Genomic DNA, 12,614 nt, shown 5'->3' on the forward strand with positions numbered 1-12,614 from the left:
CTCCGTATGGGAAAAAGTCGGTATCAGCGACGGCGTTTTTCGTACAGCTTGGGCTCGCCCGGGGGACGGCTCTTGAAGCGGCGGTGGGTCCACAGGTATTGCTCGGGGCACTCGCGCACCGAGGCTTCGACCCATTGGTTGATCCGCAGGCAGTCCACCTCATCACTTTCCCCCGGGAAGTCGGTCAACGGTGGGTGGATCACCAGGCGGTAACCGCTTCCGTCCGCCAGGCGCTCCTGGGTGAACGGCACCACCAGCGCCTTGCCCAGTTTGGCGAACTTGCTGGTAGCAGGCACGGTAGCGGCCTGGATGCCGAACAGCGGCACAAAGATACTTTGCTTGGCGCCGTAGTCCTGGTCCGGTGCATACCAGATGGCGCGACCGGCACGCAGCAGCTTGAGCATGCCGCGCACGTCTTCGCGCTCGACCGCCAGGGAATCGAAGTTATGCCGCTCGCGGCCACGGCGCTGGATATAGTCGAACAGCGGGTTACCGTGCTCGCGGTACATGCCATCGATGGTGTGCTTCTGCCCCAGCAAGGCGGCGCCGATTTCCAGGGTGGTGAAGTGCAGGGCCATGAGGATCACGCCCTTGCCGTCCAGTTGGGCCTGCTTGAGGTGTTCGAGGCCTTCGACGTGGGCCAGGCGCGCCAGGCGCTGGCGCGACCACCACCAGCTCATGGCCATTTCAAAGAAGGCGATGCCGGTGGAGGCAAAGTTCTCCTTGAGCAGGCGCTTGCGCTCTTTGGCGGATTTTTCCGGGAAACACAGTTCCAGGTTTCGCGCGGCGATGCGGCGGCGTTCGCCGGCCACACGGTACATACCCGCACCCAGCAGGCGACCAATGGTCAGCAGCACGCGGTACGGCAGTTGGGTAACCAGCCACAGCAGGCCGAGTCCCAGCCATAACAGCCAAAAACGCGGGTGAAAAAATGCAGCTCGAAAACGCGGGCGATCCATTACAGATTCCGGGAAAGACAGGGCCGCGCATTCTACAACGGTTCGACTCGGCTTGCGGCCAGTGAGTGTTCTCGTTATAAGTCTCGACACTTTTCGTGACAAGCCGCTTTTTGCCGACCATGAGCCAAACCGAACCGCTAGACCAAGATCCCGTGTTCCAGCTGAAAGGCAGCATGCTCGCCATCACCGTGCTGGAACTGGCCCGCAACGACCTCGACGCCCTGGACCGCCAACTCGCCGCCAAGGTTGCCCTGGCGCCGAATTTCTTCAACAACGCCCCGCTGGTACTGGCCCTGGACAAACTGCCGGCCGGCCAAGGCGCTATCGATCTGCCCGGCCTGATGCGCGTGTGCCGCTCCCATGGCCTGCGGACCCTGGCGATTCGCGCCAGCCGTATCGAAGACATTGCCGCAGCCATCGCTATTGAACTGCCAGTACTGCCGCCGTCCGGCGCCCGTGAGCGTCCGCTTGAACCTTTGGTCGGAGAGGTGACGAAAAAACCGGAAAAACCACCGGAACCGACGATCAAGCCTACAAAGATAATCACCGCACCCGTACGCGGTGGGCAGCAGATTTACGCCCAGGGCGGCGACCTGGTGGTGATCGCCTCGGTCAGTCCCGGCGCGGAACTTCTCGCCGATGGCAACATCCATGTATACGGCCCGATGCGCGGCCGAGCCCTCGCCGGCATCAAGGGTGATACCAAGGCCCGCATTTTTTGCCAGCAATTGACCGCCGAGCTGGTGTCCATCGCGGGCCAGTACAAGGTTTCAGAAGATTTGCGCCGTGATCCGCTGTGGGGCGCCGCAGTGCAAGTCAGCCTGTCGGGCGATGTGTTGAACATCATCCGTCTTTAACGGATACTGCCGCATTTTCCAAGCATCTCTAGACTCTGATAGCACAGCGAAACTGGCAATACTTGTGTAGGAATGATTGAAAGCTGGCGTTTCCCCTACGGAAACCACATCTTTTTCCTACAAGGGCTGTCCGCCTGCAGCGAGTTCCAAGAGATGTTTTTCAGGGACTGAAAGGTCCTTTTTCCTTAGGGGTGAAACACCTTGGCCAAGATTCTCGTGGTTACATCCGGCAAGGGTGGTGTGGGTAAGACCACCACCAGCGCCGCTATCGGTACCGGCCTCGCACTGCGCGGCCACAAAACAGTCATCGTCGACTTCGACGTCGGTTTGCGGAACCTCGACCTGATCATGGGCTGCGAACGCCGCGTGGTGTACGACTTCGTCAACGTGGTGAACGGTGAAGCCAACCTGCAACAGGCCCTGATCAAGGACAAGCGCCTTGAAAACCTGTATGTACTGGCCGCCAGCCAGACCCGCGACAAAGATGCGCTGACCAAGGAAGGCGTAGGCAAGGTTCTCGCTGAACTGAAGGAAACCTTCGAGTACGTAGTGTGCGACTCGCCGGCCGGTATCGAAACCGGTGCTCACCTGGCGATGTACTTCGCCGATGAAGCCATCGTCGTGACCAACCCGGAAGTGTCTTCGGTACGTGACTCGGACCGCATGCTCGGCCTGTTGGCCAGCAAGTCCCAGCGCGCCGAGAAAGGTGAAGACCCGATCAAGGAGCACCTGCTGCTCACCCGCTACAACCCTGAGCGCGTCAGCAATGGCGAAATGCTCGGTGTTGAAGACGTCAAGGACATCCTCGCCGTGACCCTGCTGGGTGTGATCCCGGAATCCCAGGCAGTCCTGAAGGCTTCCAACCAGGGCGTGCCGGTGATTCTCGACGACCAGAGCGACGCCGGCCAGGCGTACAGCGATGCTGTCGATCGTTTGCTGGGCAAGTCCGTGGAACATCGCTTCCTCGATGTAAAGAAGAAGGGATTCTTCGAGCGTATCTTTGGAGGCAACTAAACAATGAAATTTCTCGACTTCTTTCGCGCCAACAAAAAGCCAAGCACCGCGTCGGTCGCGAAAGAGCGTCTACAGATCATCGTGGCGCACGAACGCGGCCAACGCAGCACCCCGGATTACCTGCCAGCCTTGCAGAAGGAACTGGTCGAGGTGATCCGCAAGTACGTCAATATCGGCAACGATGACGTGCATGTCGCCCTTGAAAACGACGGCAGCTGCTCGATTCTGGAACTCAATATCACCCTGCCTGATCGTTGATCGAACAGGCGGCCGCCACGGCGGCTCGGTCACCTTGATCCCTTTGCGGGAACCGGGTGGTCGAGCCGCCGTTGGCGTTTGTTACGAGGCTGTTTAATGCCGCTGTCCACTATTCATATCCTGCATCAGGACGACGCTGTCCTGGTGGTGAACAAACCGACCCTGCTGCTCTCGGTGCCTGGCCGCGCCGATGACAACAAGGACTGCCTGATCACCCGCCTGCAGGAAAACGGCTACCCCGAAGCCCGCATCGTCCATCGCCTGGACTGGGAAACCTCGGGGATCATCCTGCTGGCCCGTGACGCCGATACCCATCGCGAACTGTCCCGCCAGTTTCACGACCGCGAAACCGAAAAAGCCTACACCGCTTTGGCCTGGGGCCAGCCGGAACTGGACAGCGGCAGCATCGACCTGCCCTTGCGCTATGACCCGCCGACCAAACCGCGCCATGTGGTGGACCACGAGTTCGGCAAGCACGCGCTGACCTTCTGGAAAGTGCTGGAACGCTGTGGCGACTGGTGCCGCGTCGAGCTGACGCCGATCACCGGACGCTCGCACCAGTTGCGTGTGCACATGCTATCCATCGGCCATCCGTTGCTGGGTGATGGTTTGTATGCCCACGAACAGGCCCTGGCTGCGTGGCCGCGCCTGTGCCTGCATGCGAGCATGCTGAGCTTCACTCACCCGCAAAGCGGCGAGCGCTTGCGCTTTGAGTGCCCTGCACCGTTCTAAAGTTGTAAATACAGTAAATGTGGGAGGGGCGGTGCACTTCTCGCCCTCGAACGGTAAACTCCGCGCATTGCTGTCTGGAGCTATTTATGCGCGAAGCGTTGAATCAAGGCCTGATCGATTTCCTCAAGGCCTCCCCTACTCCTTTTCATGCCACAGCCGCCCTGGCCCAGCGCCTGGAAGCGGCCGGTTTCCAGCGCCTCGACGAGCGCGAGACCTGGGCCACCGAAGCCAACGGTCGCTACTACGTGACCCGCAACGACTCCTCGATCATCGCCTTCAAGCTCGGCCGCCACTCGCCGCTGCAAGGCGGGATTCGCCTGGTCGGCGCCCATACCGACAGCCCGTGCCTGCGGGTCAAGCCTCAGCCTGAGCTGCAGCGCCAGGGTTTTTGGCAACTGGGCGTGGAAGTCTACGGCGGCGCGCTGCTGGCGCCGTGGTTCGACCGCGACCTGTCCCTGGCCGGCCGCGTCACCTTCCGCCGTGACGGCAAGGTCGAAAGCCAGCTGATCGACTTCAAGCTGCCCATCGCCATCATCCCCAACCTGGCCATTCACCTGAACCGTGAAGCCAACCAGGGCTGGGCGATCAATGCCCAGACCGAGTTGCCGCCGATCCTCGCGCAATTTGCCGGTGATGAGCGCGTGGACTTCCGTGCCGTGCTCACCGAGCAGCTTGCACGGGAGCATGGGCTCAACGCCGATGTGGTACTCGACTACGAGTTGAGCTTCTACGACACCCAGGGCGCCGCCGTGGTCGGCCTCAATGGCGACTTCATCGCCGGCGCACGCCTCGACAACCTGCTGTCGTGCTACGCCGGTCTGCAAGCCCTGCTCACCAGCGAGAGCGACGAAACCTGCGTGCTGGTGTGCAACGACCACGAGGAAGTCGGTTCCTGCTCGGCCTGCGGTGCCGATGGCCCGATGCTGGAACAGACCCTGCGTCGCCTGCTGCCCGAAGGTGATGAATTCGTACGCACCATCCAGAAATCCCTGCTGGTGTCGGCCGACAATGCCCACGGCGTACACCCGAACTACGCCGACAAGCACGACGCCAACCACGGCCCCAAGCTCAATGCCGGCCCGGTGATCAAGGTCAACAGCAACCAACGCTACGCCACCAACAGCGAAACCGCCGGGTTCTTCCGCCACCTGTGCATGGCCGAAGAAGTGCCGGTGCAGAGCTTTGTGGTGCGCAGCGACATGGGCTGCGGCTCGACCATCGGCCCGATCACCGCCAGCCACCTGGGTGTGCGTACGGTGGACATCGGTTTGCCGACGTTTGCCATGCACTCCATTCGTGAACTGTGCGGCAGCCATGACCTGGCGCATTTGGTGAAGGTGTTGGGCGCGTTCTACGCCAGCCACGACCTGCCCTGATCAAACCTCCTGTAGGCGCTGGCTTGCCAGCGCCTACAGGAAATCCAACCTGACACATATCAACGCCACCTTCTGTAATCCGACCTAGACTTGTCAGTATTCCCACTCCGACAAGGCCGTCGCCCCATGATCTCCATGTCTTCTTTCCACGCCATGCTTATCCCTATTCTGATCGGCATGATCATGCTCGCGGTCGGCTTCAATTTTCGCGAAAAGCCCCTGGGCGTATTCGGCATGTGGATCGGTATGCTGCTGATCCTGGGCACCGTGGTGTACAAGATCCTCGCCAAACTGGCCGAATGACGATTGCACTCGTACACTCGCTCAACCCGTCGTTTTCAAGGTTGACCGCCTCGTGCTTTCCCGTCTGTTTGCCCTGCCCTGCTGTTTCCTGATCGCCCTGCTCACGCTGCTGCCGCTCTCGCCCGCCCAAGCGGTGGGCTTGCCCGGGCTGCTCAGCACCAACAAGACCCAACCTCACGCCGAAGTGCCGCTGGGGCAGTCGTTGGACGAGGTGATCAAGACCCTGGAAAACGACCAGCAGCGCACCCAGTTGCTGAGCGACTTGAAGAAGCTGCGGGCCGCCACCCAGAAAGCCCAGCCCGCCGCCGAACAAGGCGTGCTCGGGCTGATCGGCAGCACGCTGTCGGGCCTGGAGCAGCAGTTCTCCGGCGCCGACAGCCCGCTGGGGCGCTGGTCGAATGAAATCGACCTGGCCAAGGATGAACTCAGCGCGTTGATGCTGCCGGCCAGCGAATGGCTGCCGATCATTTTCGGCTTTGCCATGATCCTCGCCGTGTGGAGCCTGCTGGCTGCTGTGTTGATCTGGCTGAGCCACCGGGTACGCGAGCGCTTCGGCCTGCCCGAGGAGTTGCCGCAGCATCCGCGCACCTGGGACATGCTGCGCTTCGCCCTGCGTAAGCTGGGGCCCTGGCTGATCGCGCTGGTGATCACGGTCTACCTGAGCTACGCCCTGCCCTCGTCCCTGGGCAAATCCCTGGCAATGGTGCTGGCTTATGCCTTGGTGGTCGGCACCTGTTTCTCGGCAATCTGTGTGATTGCCTTCTCGGTGCTCGACGGCCCGCACCGCCACCGCGCCCTGTATATCCTGCGCCACCAGGCGTTCCGCCCGCTGTGGTGGATCGGCAGCTTTGCCGCCTTTGGTGAAGCCTTGAGTGATCCACGCTTGGTAACTGCGCTCGGCCAGCACCTGGCCCACACGGCGGCCACGGTCGCCAATGTGATGGCCGCACTGTCCACCGGCGTGTTTATCCTGCGTTTCCGACGGCCAATCGCCCACCTGATCCGCAACCAGCCGCTGTCGCGCCGCCTGACCCGCCGCGCCCTCAGCGACACGATCGAGATCATCGGCACCTTCTGGTACATCCCGGCCTTGCTGTTGGTGGGTATCTCGCTGTTCGCCACCTTCGTTTCCGCCGGCGACACCAGCACCGCCCTGCGCCAGTCGCTGTTGTGCACGGTGTTGCTGGTGTTGTGCATGGTGATCAACGGCCTGGTGCGTCGCCATGCGCTCAAGCCGCAACGTGGGCACAAGCGCCATGCGCTGTACTCCGAGCGCCTGAAAAGCTTCGTCTACACCCTCGCCCACCTGGCGGTGTGGCTGGTGTTTATCGAACTGGGGCTGCGGGTGTGGGGCCTGTCGCTGATTCGCTTTACCGAAGGTGATGGCCATGAAATCAGCGTCAAGCTGTTTGGCCTGGGCGGCACGCTGCTATTTGCCTGGCTGATCTGGATCCTCAGCGACACCGCGATCCATCACGCCCTGACCCGCTCGCGCAAAGGCCTGGCCAATGCACGGGCGCAGACGATGATGCCGTTGATCCGCAACGTCCTGTTCGTGACCATTTTTATCATCGCCGCCATCGTCGCCCTGGCGAACATGGGCATGAACGTCACGCCACTGCTGGCCGGTGCCGGTGTGATCGGCCTGGCTATCGGTTTTGGCGCACAGTCGCTGGTGGCCGACTTGATCACCGGCCTGTTCATCATCATCGAAGACTCCCTGGCGATTGATGACTACGTGGACGTCGGCGGCCACCTCGGCACCGTCGAAGGCCTGACCATCCGCACCGTGCGCCTGCGCGACATTGACGGCATCGTGCACACCATCCCGTTCAGCGAGATCAAGAGCATCAAGAACTACTCGCGGGAGTTCGGCTACGCGATCTTCCGGGTGGCAATCCCCTACAACATGGAAATCGACGACGCGATCAAGCTGATGCGCGATGTCGGCCAGAAAATGCGCAACGACCCGCTGCAACGCCGCAACATCTGGTCGCCGCTGGAGATCCAGGGCGTGGAAAGCTTCGAATCCGGCAGCGCGATCCTGCGCGCGCGGTTCAAGACGGCGCCGATCAAGCAGTGGGAAGTGTCGCGGGCGTTCAACTTGTCACTGAAACGGCATCTGGATGAAGCCGGGCTGGACCTGGCCACGCCGCGCTTGAGTGTGCAGGTGGTAACGGGGGCTGCGGGGGGATTGGAGAAGGGCAAGAACGCGTAAGGTCATGACGAATGTGATGAGCTTGTTGTGGCGAGCGGGCTTGCCACAACAGGCCCGCCCACCACAACAGGCCGGCCTACTGCAGGTTTTGCGTCACGCCAGCGCTGCGCCGTCCATCTTCTGGCGCAGGCTCAACGGACGCATATCGGTCCAGGTTTCTTCGATGTAGGCCAGGCACTCTTTCTTCAGGCCGCTCTTGCCCACGGTGCGCCAGCCTTCCGGCACGGCCTTGTAGTCGGGCCAGATGGAATACTGTTCTTCATGGTTGACCACTACCTGAAACAGGATGTCGTCGCGGTCGAATACTGAGGTCATTGCTGTTCTCCATCGTTCAAAGGCGGGCTGCGCACCACGCGCAGCGCTGATATCTGTAGAAACGTACCAACACGCGAAAAAATTAGAGGCTGGCGACGGCTGCCGCCAGGGCGCGCCCGAAGATCTCGGCCACGCGGTCGATTTCTGCGGCGGTGATCACCAGCGGCGGCAGGAAGCGCACCACGCTGCCATGCCGCCCGCCCAGCTCGAGGATCAAGCCGCGCTTGAGGCATTCGCGCTGCACCAGCGGCGCCAGATGGCGATGCACCGGCGGGTGGCCCTGAATGTCCAGGGCGCCGTCCGGGTCCACCAGTTCCACGCCGAGCATCAGCCCGCGCCCGCGAATATCCCCCAAGTGCGGGTAGTCACGCTGCAGGATGCGCAGGTGTTCGCCCAGGCGCTCGCCCATGGCTGTCGCATGGCCGGCCAGGTTGTGCTCCTTGAGGTAGCGCATCACCGCCGAACCGGCCGCCATCGCCATCTGATTACCACGGAACGTCCCGGCATGCGCGCCCGGCAGCCAGGTGTCGAGCCAGTCGCGATACACCACCACCGCCAACGGCAGGCTGCCGCCGATGGCCTTGGACATGACCACCACATCCGGGATGATGCCGGCGTGTTCGAAGGCAAACATCTTGCCGGTACGGCCGAAACCGCTCTGGATCTCATCGACGATCAAGGCCACACCCGCCTGCTCGGTGATGCGCCGCAGGCCGCGCAGCCAGTCGAGATCGGCCGGGATCACCCCGCCCTCGCCCTGCACCACTTCGACAATCACCGCCGCCGGCAGCAGTACCCCGGCTTCCGGATCGTTGAGCAGGTTTTCCAGGTAATGCAGGTTGACCCGCACGCCTTCTGCGCCGCCCAGACCGAACGGGCACCGGTAGTCGTAAGGAAATGGCAAAAACTGCACGCCATTGCCGAGCAAGGCGCCCAAGGGTTTTTTCGGCCCCAGGCTGCCCATCAGGCTCAACGCGCCCTGGCTCATGCCGTGATAACCGCCCTGGAACGACAGCACCGTGCTGCGGCCCGTGGCGGTGCGCACCAGTTTCAATGCCGCTTCCACCGCGTCGGTACCGGTGGGGCCGCAGAACTGGATCCTGGCTTCACGCGCCAACTCCGCCGGCAGCAGGCCGAACAGGTCCTGCACGAACTGGTCCTTGACCGGCGTGGTCAGGTCCAGGGTGTGCAACGGCAATTCGTCGCTCAGTACTTGCTGGATGGCTTGGATCACGACCGGGTGGTTGTGCCCCAACGCCAGGGTGCCGGCGCCGGCCAGGCAGTCGATGAAACTGCGGCCTTCCACATCTTCCACGTAGATCCCCTTGGCGCGCTTGAGCGCCAGGGGGATGCGCCGCGGGTAACTGCGGGCGTTGGATTCCTGCTGGCGCTGACGGGCCAGCAGCGGGCTTTCGTCGAACTGATAAAGCGTTTCATGCACCTGGGTATCTTCGATACGGCTGGTAGCGACTGACATCTCTCGACCCCTCAATACGCGGATAATGGTGACCAAACTGCCGATCCGTTGGCGTCTGGCCCAAGGGCATGCGCACGGATTTCCTGTTCTGGAAACGCACCAGCGATAAGAGGATTTAGGGGGCAGTGATTGTTGGCTGATGGATGAGATCAAAGTCCGCGGTATTTTTCATTCAAGGCATACAGGATCGCGCAGGTCTCGGCATCCAACACGCCAGAATAATCCCGCGCCCGAAAGTGCATCTGAAACGCCCGGGTACGCTGCTCGAACGCCTGGCGATTCTGCGCCGGCTTATAGCCATAGCGCTGAAATGCCCGTTCCACCTCCACTTCAGGCGGCAACCCGACACAGAACCGGCGCTGGTACATGGCCCGCGTCGACTCATCGAACCACGCTCCCACTCCCGCCTCGAACAAACCGCGCCACGGCAGGCGCGGCCCCGGATCGCTCTTGCGCCAGTACGCCACGTCGGAATGCCCGAGAATATCGGCCGGGCCGATCTGCGGGTAACGCCCAAGGATGTCGCGAAGCAACGCAATCAACACCGCCACCTGCTCCTGGCCGTACGCTGGAAAGGTGAATACGCCCCCGTCATCCCGGGCCAGATTGACGATTTCGATGCCGATCGCCCGACTGTTGAGGTTATCGCGCCCGGCCCAATAACTCGCTCCGGCATGCCAGGCGCGCTGGTTTTCGTGCACCAGGCGAAACACGCGCAACTCGTCATACCCGGCGGCACGGTAGCCGGACTCATCGGGATCAGGCAGCAGGTAATGCGCGCTGACCCCGTTCCGGGTCAGGGTGCGCAAGGAGGAGGCGAAAGGCGCCGCGGTGTAATGCAGGATCACCTGCCGCACGGGTTCGCCGTGACGTTCGTTGAAATCCCTGGCTGGGAAACTGGTATCGATGACCAACATGAGAACCGTCCTTTTCAATACAGGCCGAGTCTTTCGGCCCGTTCAAGCGCAAAAAAATTACCGCCATCCTGAAGAGTTGAACGTCAAGCGGGCGGTAACTATTTGGCACATGAGAAAACGCGGTCAGCGTCGCAACGGCATACCCAGCTCGACGCGCAGGCCATCCACCTGGCTGTCGAACGTCAACGAGCAGGAACAGCGCTGCACGATCGCCTGCACGATCGCCAGGCCCAGGCCACAGCCCTCGCTGTTGCCATTGCGCCAGAAGCGTTGGGTGAGGTATTGCAGGTCTTCGGGGGAAATCTGCTTGCCGTGGTCGCGCACGCGGAAGATCACTTGATCGGTGGCGGTGAACACACTGAGTTCCACCCGCGTGTCTGCGGGCGTGTGGCGCAGGGCGTTGTCCAGCAGGTTGCGCAGGGCCGCGACCGCCAGGCCCACCGGCATGTCCACCGGGGTTTCGCTGAGGTTGTCCGCCAGGTTCAGGTCGATACGCGCATTGTCGCCGGCATTCGCGTCCTGGATCGCCAGCCGCGCCACTTCCTCGGCGCTGGACTGCAAGCCATCGTCGAACGACAGGCTGCCTTCCACCCGCGCCAGCAGCAGCAATTGCTCCAGGGTCCGATGCAAGCGGTCGGCGCCCTCCTCGGCATGGGCCAGGGACTGGTCGCGGGCCGCGCCCTCGGTCATACGCGCCACTTGCAGGTGGGTCTTGATCGCCGTCAGCGGGCTGCGCAGCTCGTGGGCAGCGTCACCGGTGAGGCGGCGTTCGCGTTCGATGGTCTTGGCGATGCGTTGCAACAGTTGGTTCTGGGTGTCGAGCAGCGGCTTGAGTTCACTGGGCAGCGGGTGGATCTGCAACGGTTCGAGGGAGTCGGCACTGCGGCGCATCAGCGCGTCACGCATGCGGTTGAGCGGCAGCAGGCTCTGGCCGATGCCCAGCCACAACAGGCACAGGCAACCGAGCATCGCCACGCCCACCGGCACCGAGGCGGCGAGCAGGATCGACAGGTTCAGCGCCTCGCGCTCCACCTGGCGGTCGGCGGTGGTGATCAACAGGTCGCCACGGGACAGGGTAAAACTGCGCCAGCCCACACCGTCGATGACCTGGTCACGAAAGCCGCTCTTGCGCGACTCCAGGCCCTCATCCGGCGTGGTATGGCTGCGGGCGAGGATTTCCCCGCGCAAGGAGCTGACCTGGCACGCCATGCCCCCCGGTACATTGAGTTGCTCGGCACTGAAATGCGCGCCGCCGCTCACACTGGCCAGGCCCGGCATCTGCTCGGTCAGGCCCGCCACCATGCGCGCCGATGCCACCAAACGCTGGTCGAGGGAGAACATCATCTGGTTGCGCAGGTCGTTGAGCATCCAGGCCGCCGCCAGGGCCCAGATCAGCACAAACGCGGCGCCGAGCTTGAACGTCAGGCGCAGGCGCAGGCTTTTCACGAAGCATTCTCTCCATCATCTGCCGGGCCGAGACGATAACCCAGGCCGCGCACGGTCTCGACGATGCCGTTGCCCAATTTGCGCCGCAGGTGATGGATATGCACGTTGAGGGCGTTGCTTTCCAATTCATCGTTGAAGCCGTAGACGCTGTCCTTGAGTTGCTCGCTGGACAGCACCCGGCCTTTGTTGTGCAGCAAGGCCTGCAACAGCGCCTGTTCACGCCGGGACAGGTCCACCGGCTGGCCTCCCAACAGGGTTTCGCGGCTGCTCGGGTCGTAGGTCAACCGGCCGTGCTCGATCAGGTTGACGCTGCGCCCCGCCATCCGGCGCAACAGGGTTTGCAGGCGTGCGGCCAATTCGCGCAGGTCGAAGGGTTTGAGCAGGTAGTCATCGGCACCGGCTTGCAGGCCGTCGACGCGGTTGGTCACCGAATCCCGCGCGGTGAGGATCAGCACCGGAATCTCCAGGCCCTGGCTGCGCAGCTGTTGCAGCAGCTTGAGGCCGTCTTCGTCGGGCAGTCCGAGGTCGAGCACCATGATGTCGAAGGTCGCCGCCTTGAGCATCGCCCGTGCAGCCGCCGCCGTGGCCACGCGCTCGACTGTAAAGCCCTGGGCACCGAGGCCGGCCACGATGCCGCTGGCGATCAGTTCGTCGTCTTCACAGACCAGTACGTGCATGGTGAACCCTTCATGAAAGATGGGGTGATTAAAAGTGCAGCGGATTAAGCGCAGATTATGCCGTG

13 protein-coding genes are annotated in these 12,614 nt (G+C 62.5%); 7 read left to right on the plus strand and 6 right to left on the minus strand.

Annotated elements, in window-relative coordinates; genetic code table 11:
- Positions 1-23: 23 nt before the first annotated feature.
- Positions 24-959, minus strand: coding sequence for a lipid A biosynthesis lauroyl acyltransferase (locus ACHPFG_RS22585; RefSeq protein WP_131700356.1), 936 nt, complete (start codon positions 957-959; stop codon positions 24-26).
- A 119-nt stretch (positions 960-1,078) separates the two neighbouring features.
- On the opposite strand from ACHPFG_RS22585, the gene minC reads away from it, so the two are divergent.
- From minC to ACHPFG_RS22620, 7 genes are all read left to right on the plus strand, one after another.
- Positions 1,079-1,816: a septum site-determining protein MinC gene (gene minC, locus ACHPFG_RS22590; RefSeq protein ID WP_131700405.1), complete on the plus strand. Its 738-nt coding sequence runs from the start codon at positions 1,079-1,081 to the stop codon at positions 1,814-1,816.
- Between the two features lie 201 nt (positions 1,817-2,017).
- Positions 2,018-2,830: a septum site-determining protein MinD gene (minD, locus tag ACHPFG_RS22595; RefSeq protein WP_092486440.1), complete on the plus strand. Its 813-nt coding sequence runs from the start codon at positions 2,018-2,020 to the stop codon at positions 2,828-2,830.
- A 3-nt stretch (positions 2,831-2,833) separates the two neighbouring features.
- On the plus strand, positions 2,834-3,088 hold the full coding sequence (gene minE / locus ACHPFG_RS22600; RefSeq protein ID WP_003175252.1) for a cell division topological specificity factor MinE: 255 nt from the start codon (positions 2,834-2,836) through the stop codon (positions 3,086-3,088).
- 96 nt (positions 3,089-3,184) lie between these two features.
- Positions 3,185-3,820, plus strand: a complete 636-nt coding sequence (locus ACHPFG_RS22605; RefSeq protein ID WP_027603908.1) for an RluA family pseudouridine synthase — start codon at positions 3,185-3,187, stop codon at positions 3,818-3,820.
- An 86-nt stretch (positions 3,821-3,906) separates the two neighbouring features.
- Positions 3,907-5,196, plus strand: a complete 1,290-nt coding sequence (locus tag ACHPFG_RS22610) for a M18 family aminopeptidase (protein ID WP_431700476.1) — start codon at positions 3,907-3,909, stop codon at positions 5,194-5,196.
- Positions 5,197-5,331: 135 nt separating this feature from the next.
- Entirely contained in the window at positions 5,332-5,499 is a 168-nt protein-coding gene (locus ACHPFG_RS22615) for a hypothetical protein (RefSeq protein WP_431703546.1), read from the plus strand.
- A 52-nt stretch (positions 5,500-5,551) separates the two neighbouring features.
- Positions 5,552-7,717, plus strand: coding sequence for a mechanosensitive ion channel family protein (locus ACHPFG_RS22620; RefSeq protein WP_431700477.1), 2,166 nt, complete (start codon positions 5,552-5,554; stop codon positions 7,715-7,717).
- Positions 7,718-7,810: 93 nt separating this feature from the next.
- On the opposite strand, the gene ACHPFG_RS22625 is transcribed toward ACHPFG_RS22620, so the two are convergent.
- The 5 genes from ACHPFG_RS22625 to ACHPFG_RS22645 all read right to left on the minus strand — a co-directional run bounded on the left by ACHPFG_RS22625 (position 7,811) and on the right by ACHPFG_RS22645 (position 12,549).
- Positions 7,811-8,032, minus strand: coding sequence for an MbtH family protein (locus ACHPFG_RS22625; protein WP_017527671.1), 222 nt, complete (start codon positions 8,030-8,032; stop codon positions 7,811-7,813).
- Between the two features lie 82 nt (positions 8,033-8,114).
- A complete protein-coding gene (locus ACHPFG_RS22630; protein WP_431700478.1) occupies positions 8,115-9,509 on the minus strand; it encodes an aspartate aminotransferase family protein in 1,395 nt (464 codons plus the stop codon).
- A gap of 149 nt (positions 9,510-9,658) precedes the next feature.
- On the minus strand, positions 9,659-10,426 hold the full coding sequence (locus ACHPFG_RS22635) for an N-acetylmuramoyl-L-alanine amidase (protein WP_259244229.1): 768 nt from the start codon (positions 10,424-10,426) through the stop codon (positions 9,659-9,661).
- Between the two features lie 123 nt (positions 10,427-10,549).
- A complete protein-coding gene (locus ACHPFG_RS22640) occupies positions 10,550-11,872 on the minus strand; it encodes an ATP-binding protein (protein WP_184743510.1) in 1,323 nt (440 codons plus the stop codon).
- Positions 11,869-12,549: a response regulator gene (locus ACHPFG_RS22645; protein WP_065927228.1), complete on the minus strand. Its 681-nt coding sequence runs from the start codon at positions 12,547-12,549 to the stop codon at positions 11,869-11,871. The genes ACHPFG_RS22640 and ACHPFG_RS22645 overlap by 4 nt, the downstream gene beginning before the upstream one ends.
- Positions 12,550-12,614: the final 65 nt, after the last annotated feature.

The organism is Pseudomonas sp. BR20, assembly GCF_050780135.1.
Taxonomy (GTDB): domain Bacteria; phylum Pseudomonadota; class Gammaproteobacteria; order Pseudomonadales; family Pseudomonadaceae; genus Aquipseudomonas.

Bases quoted from the DNA above. Each gene is read 5' to 3' on its own strand.
- ACHPFG_RS22645 (WP_065927228.1), bottom strand. From the start codon at position 12,549: ATGCACGTACTGGTCTGTGAAGACGACGAACTGATCGCCAGCGGCATC.
- ACHPFG_RS22585 (WP_131700356.1), bottom strand. From the start codon at position 959: ATGGATCGCCCGCGTTTTCGAGCTGCATTTTTTCACCCGCGTTTTTGG.
- minE (WP_003175252.1), top strand. From the start codon at position 2,834: ATGAAATTTCTCGACTTCTTTCGCGCCAACAAAAAGCCAAGCACCGCG.
- ACHPFG_RS22605 (WP_027603908.1), top strand. From the start codon at position 3,185: ATGCCGCTGTCCACTATTCATATCCTGCATCAGGACGACGCTGTCCTG.
- ACHPFG_RS22625 (WP_017527671.1), bottom strand. From the start codon at position 8,032: ATGACCTCAGTATTCGACCGCGACGACATCCTGTTTCAGGTAGTGGTC.
- ACHPFG_RS22630 (WP_431700478.1), bottom strand. From the start codon at position 9,509: ATGTCAGTCGCTACCAGCCGTATCGAAGATACCCAGGTGCATGAAACG.
- minC (WP_131700405.1), top strand. From the start codon at position 1,079: ATGAGCCAAACCGAACCGCTAGACCAAGATCCCGTGTTCCAGCTGAAA.
- ACHPFG_RS22615 (WP_431703546.1), top strand. From the start codon at position 5,332: ATGTCTTCTTTCCACGCCATGCTTATCCCTATTCTGATCGGCATGATC.
- ACHPFG_RS22610 (WP_431700476.1), top strand. From the start codon at position 3,907: ATGCGCGAAGCGTTGAATCAAGGCCTGATCGATTTCCTCAAGGCCTCC.
- ACHPFG_RS22635 (WP_259244229.1), bottom strand. From the start codon at position 10,426: ATGTTGGTCATCGATACCAGTTTCCCAGCCAGGGATTTCAACGAACGT.